Source organism: Paenibacillus ehimensis NBRC 15659 (assembly GCF_004000785.1).
In the GTDB taxonomy this organism is placed as follows: domain Bacteria; phylum Bacillota; class Bacilli; order Paenibacillales; family NBRC-103111; genus Paenibacillus_G; species Paenibacillus_G ehimensis.
In genome coordinates, this window is the sequence record NZ_BILX01000022.1 from 19,378 (window position 1) to 38,984 (window position 19,607).

Consider the following 19,607-nt stretch of genomic DNA (forward strand, 5'->3'; position numbering starts at 1 on the left):
GGGGGAGAGGACACTGAGCTTGGATCAGCGTCAGGTGTGGAAGCTGTGGTATCGCAAGCCTGCTTCGAAATGGGAGGAGGCGCTTCCGCTAGGGAACGGGCGGTTGGGAGCGATGGTATTCGGAGGGGCTTGCAGGGAGCTCATTCAATGGAACGAGGATACACTCTGGTCCGGATTTCCGCGAGATACGAACAATTATGAGGCGCTTCGGCATTTAAGTGCGGCTCGTGAGCGGATTGCCTCCGGCCGCTATGCCGAGGCCGAGAGGCTGATTGAGGACAAGATGCTCGGCAGGAACTCGGAATCGTTCCTCCCGCTCGGCGATCTGCGGATCGAACAGACCGGCTTGGACGAGCGCCTGCCGGAATATCGGCGTACGCTTGATTTGGACACGGGAATCGCCTCGGTCGAATTCTGGTCCGGTCGGCATCGTTTCCGCAGAGAAATGTTTATCAGCGTGGTCGATCAGGTTGCCGTCATTCATTTTTCCAGCAGCACGGGGAGCGAGATTCATCTGAATCTTGCGCTTGATTCCCCTCTGAAGCACGAGACCGGCTGCACGGATTCCGGCAAGCTGCGGCTGTTCGGGCAGGCGCCGACGCACATCGCCGATAACTGCAGAGGGGATCATCCCGCTCCCGTGCTGTATGAAGACGGTCTCGGCTTGCGCTACGAGCTGCGGCTTGCGGCGCAGACGGACGGAGGCCATATTGCCGTGGACCAAGGAAGTCTAAACATTGCCAGAGCCCGGTCGGTGATGCTCTTGCTCGCCGCAGCGACCAATTTTGAAGGGTTTCAAACGATGCCGGGCGCCGGCGGACGCGATCCGGCCAGGCTGTGCGAAGAGTGGCTTGAGGCGGCTGCGGTCCTAGGCTATGAACCGCTGCGCACGCGGCATGTCGAAGATCACCAGGCGTTGTTTCGCCGCGTGGAGCTTGAGCTTGGAACGAAGAGCGACCGTCTCGGCAAGGACGGCGTTCCAACGGATCAGCGTCTTGCGGACTATGCCCGCGGCGCGGAGGACCCGTCGCTGGAAGCGCTGATGTTCCAGTACGGACGTTATTTGCTGATGGCCAGCTCGCGGTCCGGGAACCAGCCCGCTCATCTGCAAGGATTGTGGAACCCGCACGTACAGCCGCCCTGGAACAGCAACTACACGACAAACATTAATACCCAGATGAATTATTGGCCAGCCGAAACAGCCAACTTGCGCGAATGTCACGAACCGCTGATCGAGATGATTCGTGAGCTTGCCGTGACCGGGGCTCGTACGGCAAAGATTCATTACAACGCCCGCGGTTGGGCGGTGCACCATAACGTAGATCTGTGGCGTACGGCCGGCCCGAGCGGCGGCAAGGCGATGTGGGCTTTCTGGCCGATGGCCGGCCCCTGGTTGTGCCGCCATCTGTGGGAGCATTACCGGTATCATCCGGATCTTCCGTATTTGCGTGAAACGGCGTACCCTCTTATGAGAGGAGCGGCGCTTTTTTGCCTGGATTGGCTTGTCGAAGACGGCCGGGGCCATCTCCTGACAAGCCCCTCGACATCGCCGGAGAATCTATTCCTCACGGCGGACGGCGTGCCATGTGCCGTATCTGCCGGCTCCACGCTGGATATGGCTCTTATCCGCGAGTTGTTTCGGAGCTGTATCGAAGCCTCCCGCTTGCTCGAAACGGATAAAGAGCTGCGCGAAAAGATGGAACGCGCGCTTGCCAGGCTGCTTCCTTATCGGGTTGACGCTGGCGGTCGGCTGATGGAATGGAGCGAGCCGTTCCCCGAGGCCGAGCCGGGACACCGGCATGTGTCTCATTTGTACGGCTTGTATCCCGGCTGCGATATGAACCTGCGCGATACGCCGCAGCTGGCGGCTGCGGCCGCCGAGTCGCTGAAGGTCCGGATCGATAGCGGCAGCGGACATACCGGATGGAGCTGCGCATGGCTCATCAATCTGTTTGCTCGGCTGCGGCAGCCCCAACAAGCCTATCGTTATATCCGAACGCTGCTTACGCGCTCGGTTCATCCGAATCTGTTCGGGGATCATCCGCCGTTCCAGATCGACGCCAATTTTGGCGGCGCTGCCGGGCTTGCCGAAATGCTTCTGCAAAGCCATCTGGACGAGATTGAGCTGCTGCCGGCTTTGCCGCCTGCTTGGAAATCGGGCAGGGTCGGAGGACTGAAGGCCCGGGGAGGCTTTCTGGTAAGCATGGAGTGGAACGACGGGAAGCTGCAATCCGCCACGATTACTTCGACGCATGGTCAGAACTGCCGGATTCGCTGCGGCATTCCGGTGAGGGTGGAACGGGAAGACGGAACGCCTCTGACGCAAGGGGAGCTGTGCGCTTTTGAGACAATCAAGGGATTTGCTTATGTAATCGTACCCTTGCCGGCAGATGAAGCTGCGTAGCCGGGAGCGCTTCTGTCGAGCGATTCCGCGCTTTGGCACGATACCAATAACACAAGAAGGAAGCGATGAACGCACATGATCAATACTAAATTGCCGAAACTATGGTACGGCGGGGACTATAACCCGGAGCAGTGGGACGAGGAAATCTGGAAGGAGGACGACCGGCTGTTCAAGCTGGCCGGCATTGACGTTGCTACCGTAAACGTGTTCTCGTGGGCTTTGAACCAGCCGAATGAGGACACCTACCATTTCGCCTGGCTGGATGAGACGATCGACAGGCTGTACCGCAATGGCGTTTACGTCTGTCTGGCAACCAGTACAGGCGCACACCCGGCCTGGATGGCGCGGAAGTATCCGGACATTTTGCGTGTCGATTACGAGGGGCGGAAACGAAAGTTCGGCGGCAGGCACAACTCCTGTCCGAACAGCCCGACTTACCGCAAATACGCGAAGCGGATGGCAGGCAGGCTGGCCGAGCGGTACAAGGACCATCCGGCCGTGCTGATCTGGCATGTGTCCAACGAATACGGCGGCTATTGCTATTGCGATAACTGCGCTGCGGCGTTCAGGGCATGGCTACGGGAACAGTATGGGTCGCTGGATGCCCTCAACAAAGCATGGAATACCCGCTTCTGGAGTCACCACTTTTACGACTGGGAGGATATTGTCGTTCCGAATGCCCTGAGTGAGGAGTGGGGCGGCAGCCGGACGAACTTCCAAGGCATTTCCTTGGATTACCGGCGCTTTCAGTCCGACAGTCTGCTGGAGTGCTACAAGCTGGAGCGGGACGAGTTAAAGCGATTCACCCCGGACATCCCGGTGACCACGAATCTGATGGGCTTTTATCCGGAGCTGGACTATTTCAAGTGGGCCAAAGAAATGGATGTTGTTTCCTGGGATAATTATCCTTCCCTGGAAACGCCGTTCAGCCAAACGGCGATGACGCATGCGCTTATGCGCGGCTTGAAGAACGGGCAGCCGTTTATGCTGATGGAGCAGACGCCGAGCGTCCAGAACTGGCAGCCCTACAACTCGGCGAAGCGCCCCGGCGTCATGCGGCTGTGGAGCTATCAGGCCGTCGCTCACGGAGCCGATACGGTGATGTTCTTCCAGCTTCGCCGTTCGATCGGCGCATGCGAGAAATACCACGGGGCGGTCATTGAGCATGTGGGACATGAGCATACCCGAGTCTTCCGCGAATGCGCGGAGCTGGGCAAAGAGCTGCAGCTGCTTGGAGATCGGCTTCTGGACGCGCGCTCCGATGCGAAGGTGGCGATTATTTTCGATTGGGAAAACCGGTGGGGCATCGAGCTGTCCAGCGGTCCGAGCGTTGCGCTTAACTATGTGGAGGAGGTTCACAAATATTACGATGCGCTGCACCGGCTTCATATCCAGACGGATATGATCGGCGTGGAGGAGCATCTGGAACGGTACGAGGTCGTCATTGCACCGGTTATGTATATGGTGAAGCCGGGTTTCGCCGAGCGGGTGGAGGTGTTTGTATCGCGGGGCGGCACGTTCGTGACCACTTTTTTCAGCGGCATCGTCAACGAGCACGACCTCGTTACATTGGGCGGCTATCCGGGCAAGCTGCGCAAGGTGACGGGAATCTGGGCCGAGGAAATCGACGCTTTGCTTCCGGACCGGCATAACCAAATGGTGATGCGCAGTCCGCGCGGGCATTTGGAGGGCTCCTACAACTGCGGCATCCTGTGCGATGTGATTCATGCCGAAGGCGCCGAGGTCGTTGCCGAATATGGCTCCGATTACTACCGGGGCATGCCCTCGTTAACGGTGAACCGCTTCGGTAAGGGCAAGGCCTGGTATGTGGCGTCCAGTCCGGAAGCGAGGTTCCTCCAGGATCTGATGCGGACGATCTGCGACGAGCACGGCATCGAGGCGGTCCTGAACGCTCCTTGCGGCGTGGAGACCGTTCGGCGTGTAAAGGATGGGCAGGAGGTTACCTTCGTGCTCAACCATACGGCCGAAAGTGCAGCCGTGCCGCTGGGCGACGCGGTCTATATCGATTTGCTGACAGGTCGGGAGCAGCGGGTTACATGCGAGGTACCGGCCCACGGAGTCCGGATTCTGCAGAAGCTGTCCGTCCATTAGCGGCTAGCCTGTTGCCTGATTCATAAATCGGCTCATGACCCGGAGTTGTTGACAAAAACTGGTCCGCTGCCCTAGGATTAGCTTGAACGCTGCGATACGGCGGCGCGAGACTAGCCCTTGGAGGTACGGACATGTTAAAAGGCATTCCTTCGATTCTTTCTCCCGAATTGTTCAAAATTATGATGGAAATGGGACACGGTGACGAACTGGTGCTGGCCGACGGCAATTTTCCGGCGGCGAGCCACGCTCAGCGTTTGGTCCGCTGTGACGGACACGGCATTCCCCAGCTGCTCGAGGGGATATTGACCTTTTTTCCATTGGATGCTTATGCGGAGCATTCGGTTGCCTTAATGGCCGTCGTTCCGGGCGATCCGGTGAAGCCGGTCATCTGGGACGAATATCGTGCGATTGTCAAGAAGCACGCGCCCGAAGCCGCCGAGCCTGCGTTTGTGGAGCGGTTTGCGTTCTATGAGCGCGCCAGGCAAGCGTATGCCGTCGTCGCGACGGGCGAAGGGGCGTTATATGCGAACATCGTGCTCAAAAAAGGCGTCGTCAAGCCGTAACGCCAATCATAATCCGTCCCTGAATCTCATAGATTAAGACTACGAATCTATCTATGATTTCCGATGAAATGGGGATGCGCCGATGATAGCCGTTCTTAGAAACCGTCTGGCCCGCGGAAACGAACGTCAGCTGCAGCTTTTGCTTGCGGGATTTTTGCTTGGCAATTTAATTGCCGTCATTTTGTCCGCGTATTGGACAACCCCCCGGGAGAAGCCGCTTCCCGTCCATTATACATATTCCACCTATGCGGCGGCGAACGGGGTAAAGCTGCATGCGATGCGGACGGCGCCTGACAATATCGAGCTGAAGCACATCGTGACCAACGTGACGGCAACGGCCGATTACGGGATTAACGGAGGCTTTTTCTGGAACGGCGACCTGCTCAGCATTGCGGTTGTCAACGGCAAGCCGCTGAAGGGCGAGCCCCACGATTACGGCTCGGGCTGGTATAACATCGATTACCCGAAAGGGACGCTCGTCTGGGACGAGGTGGCGCGGTCGTTCTCCGTGCAGGTGGCGCAGGAGGCCGGGGAGCTGAAAATGACCGATCCGAACCGCTACTGGGCGCAAGGCGGGGTCAGCATGTCTCTCGGGGCGGAGGAGCGCTGGATCGAGCAGGCGAAGAAGGAGGATATGCCGGCGTTCGACGAGCCAAGACTGCGCTCGGGAGCGGTATTCGACCGGCAGCAGAACCTGTGGCTTCTCGTGTCGGACAAGCCGTGCACCGTTGAGCAATTCCGCCGGGCGGTGCTTGAGACGATTGTGCCGGGACAGCTGGTGGACGGCATATTTCTGGATGGTGACGGCTCTTCGCAGATGCAGAACGGACAAGTCCGTCTCAAGGGCGACTCCCGGGAGGTCTATCAGATGTTAGCGCTCAGGGCAAAGTAAAGACGGCCGTGGGAATGATGTCGGATGACAAGAACTTGTGGCGAGAAGAAACCGTTAAAAAATAAGTAACTTAAATTAATCGGTTCTTTGTACGTGAAAGAACCGGTTTTCCTTGTCTATTACCCAGTTGACATAAGGTGAATATCAAGAGGAAAGCGAAACGCAATTTTTGGACTGATTCCAATGCTCTTGAACAACCGTTCCGTGGCTTCGCGAAGCGCATATCCCTTCTTTAACAAAGGCTATGTTAATTCTTAATGTTGATTTTCAACCTAAAATATAACCGCCCCGTAAAAGGCGGTTTATTAAGCTATCGTTTCCCGTTAGAATTATAGTTTATTTAGTTGAAAACTCGTCAATGGCTTGAACAGCTAGTTCCAAAGCTTTCATTCTTCTTTCCAAAAGTGTTCTTTGGGGACTACCAGTCTTTGACTTAGCATAACTATTTTCTATTGATGGAAATAACCCGGTAATAACAATACGAGCTTCCGCTAAATCTTCCTGAGTATAATGATGAGGTCTTTGATTCCAAACGTTTTCTAGCATAGTTAAGCCGATATGAACTGCTTTGAGTCGTTTCTTCACCAGAGTAGTATTGGCGCCATTATGAGTCATCTGTGACAAGGCATTCTCGAGTTTACTGATTGTAGATTGCAAAGATTTTATCGATTCTAACTTATCTTGATTGGATACGTTCCTCATGTTAGTACCGTCCTTTCTTCATTCCTTTTCGAAAGTAAATTGCCTATTAGCTCAACAGTAAGCCATCCGTCGAAGTCTGGCATTCGTATCCTTCACAGAAAACAGGCATGAGGACACCAACATGTTTTTTTTATTCGACGCTGTATTCTCATACTCCTTGCTGTCGATATAGCGGAACCACGCCGGGTAATGCTCCAAATATTTGGTTGCCGCCCCGTTGAAACGGTCCATCCATTTCTTCAGACGGCTATGGTAGCTGTTGACGTTCTGGATATGGTAAACGCCTTCGACTATACCTTGGAATGCTTCGGTCGGAATCTGTTTTAGCGCAGCGAGAATCTTATGACGCCAGTAAAAGAGGCTCACGAATGAAACCTCATCATACATCAGTTCGGCGCATTTTCGCAGCGAAAATCCTTCAATTATCAGTTCTATAAAGCGAACCCACAGATGAGGTCGCCGCGTCCGCTGCAGAGGCAGGTCATTGAACGTTTGAATGCAAGACTTGCAACGATAACGTTGGCGTTTGACCGCTCCTGTGCGCGTTGTAATTGTGTACTTACCGAAACGAACAACAAGTATGACCATGGCAATGCGGGCAAACCAGCCCGTCTTTATGCTTTTGTTCTTGAATTTCATCAATCACCTGGGTAGGAGCTGCCGCACTTTTAATTTCCGACTGCAAGAAGCGAATAAGCTGTTGCTTATCCCGATTGTCCAAACCCTTAGCAAGTTCAATCAATCCTCTCAAATCCAAAGGGCATCAGTTCCAACCAATGATTACCCTTATTATAGAACAAGCGTTCGATATATTCGAATATCAACAATGAAGTTCAACATAGCCTTAACAAAATGAACGATTCATCCGATAGTTCCTCTAGCGTAAGGCTTTCAGCATCGGCCAGGGGATGCTGGCGGGCGGAAAGTATTCCTGAAATCATATATTTAACTGGCACGTGGAAATGGGAGCGATCAGCATCATTAGCCTGCTGAGATGCCTGAAATTTTTTGTAAGTTTGCCAAAATCCCAAAATTTTAATCCCTGTACTCCGGAGGTAGGCAAGCTGCTTGCATCCTTGGTCAGTCATCTGAAAAATCCTGGATTGCATAAATTGTACATTATTGGGTTTCTCATTCTTGGCAGCAACGTTGCCTTGTTTAATTGCATGGGGTATGTACTGATTGCTCCACCGTATTCACTCAGTCAAGTATTGGTAGGCTGGATCTATATCGTATTTCTCGTGGGAGTGTTCAGTTCCGTTTGGATGGCGAAGCTGGCAAATAAATATGGGCGCCGAAAAGTGCTTAAGTTCTCTCTGGGCATTACATGAGTCGGAGTTTTCCTGACGTTATATTCCCACCTTTGGTTAGAAATAGTATAAATCTGAACCGTTAAACGAGTCGGCCCAAAAGGTTGGCTTATTTAATCCATAGAACAGAAATTGATAGGATAAATAAACATGATGGTTCCGGTGCTTCATTTCTATTTGCATAATAAGGAAAATAGAGGCAAAAAACGAAACTTTTGTACGTATGATGCGTATTACGACTTGAGTACATAACCCTAGACGGTCAGGAGGGAAGGACATGCTTGGAGTGTATTGGGGGCTGCTGATTACCGGCGTCCTATTCGCCTTGGTGACGGTGCTGCTCGGCGACTTGCTCAGCAACGCGCTGGACGGGATGTTCGATTTCATGTCCGGCGACGTGCTTCACTGGCTGCAGCCGATGGTGCTCTTCAGCGCGATTACGGTGCTTGGCGGGGCCGGGGTACTGCTGACGGGCTATACGTCTTTGGTAGCGGGGGCGGTCTTTGTCCTATCCCTGCTGGCTGCTGCCGCATCTGCCGTTCTCATTTACTTTGTCTACGTGAAGCCGATGGAGAGAACCGAAAATTCTGTCGCATTCTCGATGCAGGATTTGGTCGGCCGCATCGGCGAGGTGACCGTCCCGATTCCCGCGCGGGGCAGCGGCGAGGTCGTGATGCGGATCGGCGGCGGCGTGACGAATCAAATTGCGGAAAGCTTCGACGGGACGGAGATTGCGGCAGGTCTTAAGGTTGTGACCGTGGAAGTGAAGGACGGCGCACTGCTGGTGTCTTGTCTGGACTCCAATCATTAATTACTTATCGAAGGAGCGGTGCAGATGGATGGAATAAGCGATGCCTTGTTGGTTCCCGGAATTGTCGTTGCCGTTATCGTAGTGTTGGGTCTGGCGTTCTGGGCGCGGTACAAAACGGTCAGTCCGGACGAAGCGATGATCGTGACCGGTTCGTTTCTCGGCAGCAAAAACGTCATGACGGACGACAGCGGACGCAAAATCAAAATCGTACGCGGCGGCGGTTCGTTCATTCTCCCCGTCTTCCAACGGGCCGAGTTTCTATCGCTGCTGTCGCATAAGCTCGATGTCTCGACTCCCGAGGTATATACGGAGCAAGGGGTGCCGGTGCTTGCCGACGGCGTGGCGATCATCAAGATCGGCGGCTCTGTCGAGGACGTTGCTACCGCGGCGGAGCAGTTTATGGGCAAGCCGACGGAAGCGCTTAAAGGCGAGGCGCAGGAAGTGCTGGAAGGCCACCTGCGGGCCATTCTCGGCTCGATGACGGTGGAGGAGGTGTACCGGAACCGGGACCGCTTCGCACAGGAGGTGCAGGGCGTCGCAGCCAAGGACTTGAAGAAAATGGGGCTGCAGATCGTTTCCTTCACGATCAAGGACGTTCGCGACAAGCAGGGCTATCTGGACGCGCTGGGGAAGCCGCGGATCGCCGCGGTGAAGCGCGACGCGGAGATCGCCGAAGCGGAAGCGCTCCGCGATGCGCGGATTCAGAAGGCGCGCGCCGAGGAAGAGGGGCAGAAGGCCGAGCTGCTGCGGGACACGAACATCGCGGAGGCTTCGAAGGAAAAAGAACTGAAGGTAGCCGCCTTCAAGAAGGAGCAGGATATGGCCCGCGCGGAAGCGGACCAGGCCTACCACATTCAGGAGGCGCGTTCGAAGCAAAGTGTTGTCGAGGAACAGATGCGCGTCGAGCTCGTGCGGAAGGAGCGCGAAATCGACCTCGAAGCGAAGGAGATTCTTCGCCGCGAGAAGCAATATGACGCTGAGGTGAAGAAGAAGGCGGACGCCGACCGGTATGCGGTCGTTCAGGCGGCGGAAGCGGAGAAGGCGAAGCAGATCACGCAAGCCGACGCCATGCAGTACCGCATCGAAGCGGAAGCGAAAGCGCAGGCGGAGCAAAAGCGACTTGAGGGCCTGGCGATTGCGGATGCCGAGCGGGCCAAAGGGACGGCGGAGGCCGAGGTGATCCGGCTGCGCGGCTTGGCCGAAGCGGAAGCAAAGCAGAAGCTCGCGGAGGCGTTCGAGAAGTTCGGCGAAGCGGCCGTTCTCGACATCATCGTCAAGATGCTGCCGGAGCTGGCGGGCAAGGTGGCCGAGCCGATCAAATCGATCGACAAGCTGACGGTCGTCGATACCGGTCACGGCGAAGGCGCTGCGCGAGTCAGCAACTACGTAACGCAGCTGATGGCGACGGCGCCGGAAATGCTGAAGAGCGTCAGCGGACTGGACTTGGAGAAGCTGGTGAAAGGCTTGACGAATCGTACGAGTCAGCAGACTTCCGTAGCGAATCAACCGGCGCTTGTTCCGGCGGCTCCGGCCGATTCGACGGCAAAGCCGGAAGCGTAAGCGGGGTTAGGCGCGCAATCTGATTTACGCGCGGCCCGTTCTGGATTATAATGGAGAAAGCGGCATGTTTCACGTGTGCGCATTGAGGGCGGCCTCCCGGGCCGCTTTTCTTTTCTCCGGAGGGATGACCATGTCTAAATCAATTGCTGCAAGCGCCAATTTGACTGAAGGCCCCATAGCCAAAAAGCTGCTGCTGTTCGCTCTGCCGGTTCTGATGGGCAACGTCCTTCAATCGTTGAATGGAACGATCAACTCGATCTGGGTTGGCAATTATCTCGGTGAGAGCGCTTTCGCCGCAACCTCCAACGCGAACAACATTATGTTTTTCCTGCTTAGCCTTGTGTTCGGCATTGGGATGGCTTCCACGATTTTGATCGGACAAAGCATCGGCGCGCAAAATGAGGAGCAAGCCAAGCGCGTTGTCGGTACGAGCGCCCTGTTTTTTATGACTCTCGCGGTGATCATCACCGTGATCGGCTTCGTTTTCTCATCGACGATTCTGGAATGGATGCAGACGCCCAAAGATGCGATGCCTTATGCCATCGCGTATTTGCGCATTATTTTTGTCGGCGTGCCGTTCATGTTCTTTTACAATTTCGTGATGATGATCATGCGGGGGGCGGGCGACTCCAAGACGCCGTTCTACTTCTTGCTGCTGTCGACTGTGATCGATATCGTGCTGAATCCCGTGTTCATCTTCGGATGGGGGCCGATTCCACGGCTCGAAACCGCCGGCGCGGCCGTTGCTACGGTTATCGCGCAGCTGGTAAGTCTGGTCGGGCTGATCGCCCATTTGTACCGGACCCGCTATTTTTTGCGCCTGACACGTGCGGACCGGCGATATATTCGGCTGGACCGGCAAATCATCGTGTCGCTGGTTAGAAAAGGGCTGCCCATGGGCCTGCAAATGATGGTCGTCTCGACCAGCGCCATTGCCGTCGTAAGCCTGGTGAACAGCTTCGGCTCGGTTGCGACCGCAGCGTTCGGCGCAGCGATGCAGCTCTCAAGCTATGTTCAAATGCCGGCGATGGCGATCGGCGGAGCCGTCTCGACCCTGGCTGCGCAGAATGTCGGAGCGGGCAAATGGGACCGGGTGCATAAGACGACCCTGATCGGCATCGGATTCAACATCGTGATGACGGGTGCGCTTGTCGGCCTGATTTATATATTCAACCGGCAGGCGCTGCATCTGTTTCTGCAGGACGAGGCGGCAATCGCCATCGGCATGAATATCAACCATATTACGCTATGGGCGTTTATCCTGTTCGGGATCACGTTTGTCGTATCCGGCGTCGTTCGTGCGACGGGCGCGGTTATGGTGCCGCTGTTGACCACCTTCCTGGCGCTCTGGTGCATCCGGGTGCCGGTGGCTTATTATTTGGGAAATACGTTCGGGCTGGAAGCGCTATGGTGGAGCTTTCCCATCGCCTTTTGCATTAGCATTTTGATTTCCGTCGCTTACTACGTGTGGGGAAACTGGCGCAGCGCGAAGATGCTGACTCCGGAACCGGGCCGGGCGGAGGAGCTGTGATGAAAGTTTTCGTATAATGAATTTCTCCCTTGGATTGCGGCGGAACGTTATGGTAAAGTGAGCTCATCTTAACCTTGCGAAATCGGAGGACTTGTGCGGCGATGAAGTAATGACACGTTATCCTATGAACAACTTGCAGGAATGCAATCGTTTTTCCCCGGGGAAAACGGACGGGATACGTGTGCCGACGAGAGTCCATTCGATAGAACGACGAACGGTTAGCAAGCTGCCGGGCCGGAAGTTTTTTCCGTATGCTCCTGCGCTTCTAATCCTCTCCTTTGCATGCATACGACCGTAAGCCCCGGGCTGCGGTTTTTTTGTTGCCATGAAACGGAGGAATGCTGAATGCTAATCGTGAAAGCAACGGATTTACGCAAGGAATGGAACGGCTTGGTATTGTTCGAGAACGTGTCCTTCGAGATTGCCGAAGGGCAGCGCGTCGCGATTTTCGGACGGAACGGAACAGGGAAAACGACGCTTCTGAAGGGATTGTTGGGCCAAACGGCGTTCGATCACGGGAGCGTACACCGGCATCTCCCCCTTGAGGAGTGGGGATGGTTAGAGCAGCATCCGGAAGGAGTGCGGGAGCAGACGGTGCTGAACTTCGTGCTGTCCGGCTCGGAGAGCCGCTATGCGTTAAGGCTTGAGCTGGAGGAATTGCAGCGGCGGATGAGTCGGGAGGAATCGGCGGAACTGCTGAACCGGTACGGAGAGCTGCACGAACGCTATATGCAGCAGGGCGGCTACGACTGGGAGCTTCAAGCGGACAAATGCTTGCAGCGGGTGAAGCTTGATCCGGGCTTATGGCAGCAGCCTTTTCATTGTCTGAGCGGGGGACAGAAAACGAGAGCTCAGCTTGCGAGACTGATGGTTCGGGAGCCGAAATTCATTGTGCTTGACGAGCCGACCAACCATCTCGACGAGGAAACGTTAAGCTGGATGGAGCAGTGGCTGCGGCAGTACGCAGGCACCGTGCTGTTCGTTTCGCACGACCGGTATTTTCTGGACCGGACGGCGTCGGCCATTTACGAGCTGACCGGACAGGGCGGCCGAATGTATCCCGGAGGCTATTCGGATTACCGGAAGCAGAAGGACATCGAATGGCAGTCGCAGGAAGCGCTGTATAGAAAGCAAGAGCAGGCCAGGGAGAAGCTTCTGGAAAGCATCCGTCGCTACCAGCAGTGGTTTCATCAGGCGCATCAAGCTGCGGGACAAAACGATTTTTTACGCTCGAAAGCGAAAAAGAACGTATCCCGGCTTAAGGCGAAGGAAGCGGCGCTCGAACGTCTCGAACGCGACCGGGTGCGGAAGCCCCGCGAGGAAGGGAGCCTCCGGATGCAGCTAAAGGACCGGCCGTTCGCGGCCGAGACGCTGCTGCGCATGGAGAAGGTTCGCTTTGCCTACGATGGCGGAAGAATGATCTTTCAGGGCTTGAACGCGAACGTCAACCGGGGGGACCGGGTCGCGGTCATCGGACCGAACGGAGCAGGCAAAACGACGCTGCTGCGGCTCATGACCGGGAGCTTAACCCCGGGCTCGGGTGAAGTCAAGCATCATCCGCAAACGAAAATCGGTTACTTCGCACAGGAACTCGACCAGTTGAACCTGGACGAGACGATTCTGGATAGTCTGCTGCGGCTGCCGGAGATGACCCAGTCCCACGCGCGGACGATTCTGGGCTGCTTCCTGTTTAGCGGGGACGAAGTGTTTAAACGGATCGGCGACTTGAGCATGGGCGAGAAGTGCCGCGTTGCGTTTCTCCATCTGTATTTTGGCGGGTTCAATCTGCTTATCCTGGATGAGCCGACGAACTATTTGGATATCGACACACGGGAGAAGGTCGAGGAAGCGCTGCTCGAATACCAAGGGGCGCTCGTCCTTGTTTCGCACGATCGCTACCTGCTGCGGAACATCGCAAACCGGCTGCTGATCTTGGACGGCAAGGAGGCAAAAGCGTTCCCGGGAACGTATGACGAATACGTAGCGAAGCGGAGAGATGCCGCTTACTCGGCGGAGCGTCGGCGGCAGGAGAATGAAATCGGCCAATTGGAGCTTAAGCTTGCGCAGCTGATGGCAGAGCCGGAGCCGGAGCTTGAAGCGGACCGGCAGCAGTTAATGGCGGACATCAAGCGGCTGCGCGCGCTGCTAATCAGCTTGAAGCAATCTTAGCAGGCTAAAAAACAGATGCCTTTCGGGACGGAATACACGCATCCTGAAAGGCATCTTTCATTACATTTGCGGGATCGCCTGTCTTTAGCGGCGCCTCGAAACGGTTCTCTATGCAGGAGTTAAGTTACGCAGTCGGCAGCGACTCTTTCTTGGGCAGGCCCGCTTCCGTTCCCGATTCGTTCGTGCTCAGGCCGGAAGGGAACGACAATCGCAGGCTGATGCAAGCGGCGGCAGCGACAAGCGCGGCGGAGATGAAGAACGTCGTCATCAACGAGGTCGTGCTCATCAACAGCCCCGCGGCTCCCGAGCCGATCAAGACGCCTCCGGTCATGAGGGGAGCCAGAATACCGTTCGTTCGGCCGATGTAATCGGCATGCACCAGCTTAATCATGAACGTGCTGAGCACGATTTGCAGGAAAGCTTCCGTGATCCCGACGAAAAAGCGCATGGAAGCCGTGACGAGCGCCCACCGGGACAGCACTTCAAAAACGATCGAAGCCGCCAGGATCAGCAGGCCAAGAAACATAACCGTCTTCGCGAACCGTTGAATGCGGGACGAAAGCGCTGCGGCGAGAAGCCCGCCGAGAAGCATTCCGATCCCGGAAACGGCATAGAACCATTGCAAATTCTCTTTGTCCAGACCGAGCCGTTCGATCAGGATGTAGACGTCGAGCGGTTGGATAATCCCGACAGCGAGCCCGATCAGCGTGAAGATTGCGGCGATGACGACCAGATTCCGGTTCTGCTTCACGTAGCGAAAGCCTTCGACCATGTCTTGAACGACCGTGCTTTGAGCCGCTTCCAAGGAACGCTCCGATGACGGGAGCCCTAACTGGATGAACGCTGCGAACAAAAACAATCCCATCAGCACGAACAACGAATATTGGATGCCCAGCGTCGTATAAATCGCCGTGCCGATCATCGGTCCGACAATAACGAAAATCGACATCAAGCCTTGCGTGATGCTGACAGCCAAGCCGACCTGTTCCTCGGGAACGTGCTTTTTGAACAGGATGGAGGAAGAGGGCTGCGAGAACTGGCTGACCACTGCGGATACGATCGTCGCTACGAAGACGGCCTGCCACAAGCCGGACATCATGCACAGCATGATGATTCCGATGGAAGCCGCGCTCAAGGTGTCTCCGGCGATGACCGTTTTCTTCGGGTTCCAGCGATCTGCGAAGGTGCCGCCGATGAACGAAAAGATAAAGATCGGTAAATATTCGAACATCGTGAGCAGAGAGACGGCTACCGGATCGTTGCCCGTCATCTCCATCACATAAAAGAGCAGGGCAATATTGCGCGTCCAAATCGCAAGCTGCTGCAGCAGGTCGGCGAAAGCTACAATCTGGAATACGCGGTTTCGCCATAAGGGCGGGTGGTTATGGGGGATAGACGAATGACTCATGGATAAATCCTCCTTCATAATAAACTGACCGTCCGGTTTAATAAGGCTCGAAAAAAAACGGAAAACTGCTTAGTCAGGCCGAATTCCGTTTAGAATCGTATCGATCGCTTTGCGATGAATGGCAATCAATTGGTCCATCGTATAATTCTCGTAATAAGTAGCGCTCAAGCCGCCCAGCGTTCCCATGACGATGAAGGTTAATTGCTCGGGATCGTCTTTTTTGAATTCTCCCTTATCCATGCCGGCCTGCAGCACGTTCTTTACATGCTGGTGGGGTGTTTTGGCAAGTGCCACCAAATAATTCAAGATGTCGGGATCGGCGGTTTGACTGCCGGAAAATTCCTCCGCCGCTTTCATGAGCGGATTTTGAAGATCGAGCGCAAAATGATCGGCCAGCGCGTACAGCCGTTCGGTTTCAGTCGTCAAGGAAGCGGATAGCTTACTCCATTGATCAATCCACTCCTGCATGTTCTCATCCAGTAGTTTCAGGAACAGCGATTCCTTGCTCTTGAAATGGTAGTAGATGCTGCCTTTGCTCATACCGGACTTCACGCGAATTTCGTCAATCGACGTGGCACTGTAGCCTTTTTGGACAAACAGCTCCTTGGCGGTGGCGAGTATATGTTTGCGGGTCTGTTCCGCTTCTTCGGGACGTTTGCGTGCCATCGTGCACCTCATTTATTAATCTGACCGTCCGGTCTAATTATTAGAATAACGGATGCGGACCAAAATTGCAAGACCGCCGGCGGGAAACCAATCGATGAACATTTCGCGAACAGAATGAGCAAAATGCGCACAATGCGAATTATTCAACTTATGAGCAGAAGCTAGGCTCATGAAAGCGCTTAATGCTACAATGACGAAGCAATCGACAAGAAAGCGCTATCAAAATATAGTTTACAAACAAAAACAAAAACAAAAACGGAGGTCCTCACTTATGATATTGAAGACGCTATCGAGCAAATCTTGGAAAATCGCGCTGACCGGCGTTCTGGCCCTCGGTCTGACGGCTTGCGGAGCGGGCGGAAGCGCATCGAAATCGAATGACGAAGCCAAGCCGGCCGCTTCCGGCAAATCATCGTCGTACCCTGAGAAGCCCATTGTCATCGTCGCTCCGTCCGGCGCAGGCGGCGGCTGGGACAAGACGGCGCGTTCCATTGCCAAGACGCTCGCCGAAAGCAAGGCGGTCGGTCAGCCGCTCACCGTGGAGAACAAGCCGGGCGGCGGAGGAGCGGTCTTCATGGCCGAATATGCGACCAAGGACAAGAAAGACAATTACAAGCTGTTCGTCAACTCGCCCCCCATTCTGATCAACAACTTGAAGAAGGAAGGCAACAGCCCGTACGGGTACAAGGATACGACGCCGCTGGCGCAGCTTACCCAGGACTATGGCGCGATCGTTGTCAGCGCAAACTCGAAGTTTAAAGATATGCAATCGGTGATCGAAGCGCTGAAGACCGATCCGACGAAGGTAACGGTTGCGGGAGGCTCCGCGCCGGGCTCGATGGATCATCTGATTGCCGTGCTGCCGGCTTACAAGTCAGGAATCGATCCGAAGAAAGTGAAGTACGTTTCGTACGATGGCGGCGGCGAAGCGATGACCTCGCTGCTCGGCGGCAATGCCGACGTGATTGCGACCGACGCTTCCAGCGTAGGCGAGTATGTCAAAGCGGGCAAAGTGCGCGTGCTTGCCGTGACCGCGCCGAGCCGTCTCTCCGGTGAGCTGAAGGACGTCCCGACGCTCAAGGAGCAGGGAATCGACGCCGAGTTTAAGATTTGGCGCGGCATCTTCGGGCCGAAGGAAATGGGCAAGGACGAGCTGGCCTTCTGGGATGCCAAGCTGAAAGAAATGTCCGATTCCGAAGTCTGGAAAAAAGAGCTTCAGGCGAATGTATGGGAGAAAGATTACAAGAACGCGGCCGATTTCAAAGCGTTCCTCGCCCAGCAGGAATCGCAGGTCAAGGACATGCTGACGGCGCTCGGCATGGCGAAATAAGGACAGGGAGGTTGGTCCGATGAGCAAAGCATTTGACCGCACGATGTCCGGCGTTTTTCTCGCGATCGGAACGGCATTCGCTTTCGGCAGTTTATCGATTTCCGGCAGCGCTTACGGCAGCCACGTGGGGCCGAACATCTTTCCGCTGGGCCTTGGCATTCTGCTGATGCTGATCAGCTTGAGGCTGTTCTACGAAACACTGAAATACCCTGCAGCGGACAAAGGGGAAGGCCGTGGAGGGAAGCTGGATTATAAGCGGTTTCTCGTTATGTTGGTTTCGGCGATCGGCTATATCATGGTGCTTGAAGAAATCGGTTATGTGATCAGTACATTCATCTTTCTGATGATTGGCTTTCAAACGATGGAACGGGGAAAATGGCTGTACTCGGCCGTCATTTCCGCAGGCTTTTCCGTCGGCGTCTACTATGTCTATGTCGAATTGCTGAAGGGCACTTTGCCGGGCTTGCCTTCTTGGCTGGGCCTCTGAGCGAAAGCGTGCGAATCGGCAATTGTTCGGACTGCTTGGGAGGGAAGCGCTTTAGATGGATACGTTACAATATTTGCTCAGCGGATTTGCCACGGCGCTGATATGGTACAACTTGCTGTTCGCCTTTGCCGGCGTCTTGATCGGGACGATGGTCGGTGTCCTTCCGGGGATCGGGCCGATCAGCGGGGTCGCTCTGCTGATCCCGGTCACCACCTCGCTTACCAGCGGACTGCCGCCGGAGGCTGCCGCGACCAGCTCGATCATCCTGCTGGCCGGCGTCTATTACGGAGCGATGTACGGCGGCTCGACCACCTCGATTCTGCTCAATACGCCGGGCGAATCGTCTTCCGTCGTCACCGCCTTGGACGGTTACCCGATGGCGAAGCAGGGCCGGGCGGGGGCGGCCCTCTCGATAGCGGCCATCGGCTCCTTCATCGCCGGCTTGATTTCCTTGATCGGACTGGTGCTCCTGGCCGAGCCGCTGTCGAACGTGGCCCTCAAAATGGGCCCCGCCGAGGAATTTTCGCTCATGGTGCTCGGACTGTGCGCGCTGAGCGGACTGGCTGGGAAATCGATCACGAAAGCGCTGCTGATGACCGTATTCGGCTTGGCGCTGGCGACGATCGGGATTGACGCGGTATCCGGCGTCGCACGCTTTTCATTTGACATCCCCGAGCTGTATCAGGGCATCGAGTTTTTGACCGTGGCCGTCGGGATGTTCGCCCTTGGAGAAGTATTCAAGACCATACTTGAAAAGGATGCGGACGCCGGCGAAATCGCCAAAATCAACAGTATCCTGCCGACGAAGCAGGACTTGAAGGACAGCGCGCTGCCGATAGTGCGCGGGTCGCTCGTAGGCTTCTTCAAAGGCATCGTCCCCGGCTCCGGGGCGACCTTGGCCTCATTCCTCTCGTACCTGCTGGAGAAAAAAATCAGCAAGCATCCGGAGAAATTCGGCAAGGGCGCCATCGAGGGCGTCGCCGGTCCGGAATCGGCCAATAACGCCGCTTCCGGCGGTGCCATGATTCCGCTGCTTACGCTCGGCATTCCCGGAACGGGCACGACCGCCGTGCTCATGGGGGCACTCATCATGTACAACGTGCAGCCGGGTCCGCTTCTGTTCGAGGATCATCCGGGCATCGCTTGGGGCCTCATCGCGAGCATGTTTATCGGCAATGTCATGCTGCTGCTGCTCAATATGCCTTTGGTGAAGGTGTTTGCCAAAATTATCGAAACGCCGGCGAAATACTTGATTCCGATTATCGTGACGATCTCCATCTTCGGAGTATATGCCGTGCAGATGTCCGTCTTTCATTTGCTGCTGCTGCTTGCATGCGGGGTTGCCGGCTATTTTCTTTCCAAACACGACTACCCGATTGCGCCCCTTGTTCTCGGGCTGGTTCTCGGACCGATGATCGAAAACAATATGCGGCGGGCGCTAACGATTTCGAGCGGCGATTTTTCGATCTTCGTCATGAAGCCGGTTTCCTTGATCTTCCTGATTATCGCCGTACTGTGGCTCGCCATTCCGTTTGTGATGAAGCTGCGCGGCAAAAAGGTAATCGTTAACGAAGAAGCGTAAGGCGGGGCGAATCCGTTCCGACACAATCCCCGGGCAGGTTCAGTTTATTGGGCCCCCGGGGATTTATATCGGTTGGACAG

The 19,607-nt window shown here is 55.5% G+C and carries 15 protein-coding genes and 1 pseudogene; 11 read left to right on the forward strand and 5 right to left on the reverse strand.

All coding sequences use genetic code 11. The annotated features are described in order from the left end of the window. Nucleotides 1–19 precede the first annotated feature (19 nt). From PEH01S_RS14675 to PEH01S_RS14690, 4 genes are all read left to right on the forward strand, one after another. Nucleotides 20–2,404, forward strand: coding sequence for a glycoside hydrolase family 95 protein (locus PEH01S_RS14675; RefSeq protein ID WP_307720093.1), 2,385 nt, complete (start codon nt 20–22; stop codon nt 2,402–2,404). Between the two features lie 75 nt (nt 2,405–2,479). Next, nucleotides 2,480–4,516 carry a beta-galactosidase gene (locus PEH01S_RS14680; protein ID WP_127486300.1) on the forward strand — a complete coding sequence of 679 codons (2,037 nt, stop codon included), beginning with the start codon at nt 2,480–2,482 and terminating at the stop codon, nt 4,514–4,516. 131 nt (nt 4,517–4,647) lie between these two features. After that, nucleotides 4,648–5,079: an RbsD/FucU family protein gene (locus PEH01S_RS14685; protein ID WP_025849534.1), complete on the forward strand. Its 432-nt coding sequence runs from the start codon at nt 4,648–4,650 to the stop codon at nt 5,077–5,079. A gap of 82 nt (nt 5,080–5,161) precedes the next feature. Next, a complete protein-coding gene (locus tag PEH01S_RS14690; protein ID WP_127486302.1) occupies nt 5,162–5,971 on the forward strand; it encodes a hypothetical protein in 810 nt (269 codons plus the stop codon). 336 nt (nt 5,972–6,307) lie between these two features. Here PEH01S_RS14690 and PEH01S_RS14695 read toward each other — a convergent pair whose 3' ends face one another. From PEH01S_RS14695 to PEH01S_RS34605, 3 genes and pseudogenes are all read right to left on the reverse strand, one after another. After that, entirely contained in the window at nt 6,308–6,673 is a 366-nt protein-coding gene (locus PEH01S_RS14695; RefSeq protein ID WP_025849532.1) for a hypothetical protein, read from the reverse strand. A 92-nt stretch (nt 6,674–6,765) separates the two neighbouring features. Next, a pseudogene (locus PEH01S_RS14700) lies at nt 6,766–7,430 on the reverse strand (transposase). Between the two features lie 76 nt (nt 7,431–7,506). After that, nucleotides 7,507–7,761: a hypothetical protein gene (locus tag PEH01S_RS34605; protein ID WP_164827848.1), complete on the reverse strand. Its 255-nt coding sequence runs from the start codon at nt 7,759–7,761 to the stop codon at nt 7,507–7,509. Nucleotides 7,762–8,260: 499 nt separating this feature from the next. On the opposite strand from PEH01S_RS34605, the gene PEH01S_RS14710 reads away from it, so the two are divergent. The 4 genes from PEH01S_RS14710 to abc-f all read left to right on the forward strand — a co-directional run bounded on the left by PEH01S_RS14710 (nt 8,261) and on the right by abc-f (nt 14,054). Then, nucleotides 8,261–8,794 carry a hypothetical protein gene (locus tag PEH01S_RS14710; protein ID WP_025849531.1) on the forward strand — a complete coding sequence of 178 codons (534 nt, stop codon included), beginning with the start codon at nt 8,261–8,263 and terminating at the stop codon, nt 8,792–8,794. Between the two features lie 24 nt (nt 8,795–8,818). Further along, nucleotides 8,819–10,354, forward strand: a complete 1,536-nt coding sequence (locus tag PEH01S_RS14715; protein ID WP_127486304.1) for a flotillin family protein — start codon at nt 8,819–8,821, stop codon at nt 10,352–10,354. Between the two features lie 130 nt (nt 10,355–10,484). After that, nucleotides 10,485–11,885 (forward strand): MATE family efflux transporter, encoded by a 1,401-nt coding sequence (locus tag PEH01S_RS14720; protein WP_025845800.1) that lies wholly within the window; start codon nt 10,485–10,487, stop codon nt 11,883–11,885. Nucleotides 11,886–12,230: 345 nt separating this feature from the next. After that, nucleotides 12,231–14,054: a ribosomal protection-like ABC-F family protein gene (abc-f, locus tag PEH01S_RS14725; protein ID WP_127486306.1), complete on the forward strand. Its 1,824-nt coding sequence runs from the start codon at nt 12,231–12,233 to the stop codon at nt 14,052–14,054. Nucleotides 14,055–14,178: 124 nt separating this feature from the next. Here abc-f and PEH01S_RS14730 read toward each other — a convergent pair whose 3' ends face one another. Together PEH01S_RS14730 and PEH01S_RS14735 are read right to left on the reverse strand one after the other, a co-directional pair. After that, nucleotides 14,179–15,462 carry an MFS transporter gene (locus tag PEH01S_RS14730; RefSeq protein WP_127486308.1) on the reverse strand — a complete coding sequence of 428 codons (1,284 nt, stop codon included), beginning with the start codon at nt 15,460–15,462 and terminating at the stop codon, nt 14,179–14,181. A 69-nt stretch (nt 15,463–15,531) separates the two neighbouring features. Then, on the reverse strand, nt 15,532–16,128 hold the full coding sequence (locus PEH01S_RS14735) for a TetR/AcrR family transcriptional regulator (protein ID WP_025845794.1): 597 nt from the start codon (nt 16,126–16,128) through the stop codon (nt 15,532–15,534). 271 nt (nt 16,129–16,399) lie between these two features. On the opposite strand from PEH01S_RS14735, the gene PEH01S_RS14740 reads away from it, so the two are divergent. Genes PEH01S_RS14740 through PEH01S_RS14750 form a run of 3 tightly spaced genes read left to right on the forward strand, consistent with a single transcriptional unit; the run spans nt 16,400 to nt 19,527 of the window. Next, nucleotides 16,400–17,458, forward strand: a complete 1,059-nt coding sequence (locus PEH01S_RS14740; RefSeq protein WP_127486310.1) for a tripartite tricarboxylate transporter substrate binding protein — start codon at nt 16,400–16,402, stop codon at nt 17,456–17,458. 19 nt (nt 17,459–17,477) lie between these two features. Next, entirely contained in the window at nt 17,478–17,945 is a 468-nt protein-coding gene (locus tag PEH01S_RS14745; RefSeq protein ID WP_025845790.1) for a tripartite tricarboxylate transporter TctB family protein, read from the forward strand. 55 nt (nt 17,946–18,000) lie between these two features. Then, nucleotides 18,001–19,527 (forward strand): tripartite tricarboxylate transporter permease, encoded by a 1,527-nt coding sequence (locus PEH01S_RS14750; RefSeq protein WP_127486312.1) that lies wholly within the window; start codon nt 18,001–18,003, stop codon nt 19,525–19,527. Nucleotides 19,528–19,607: the final 80 nt, after the last annotated feature.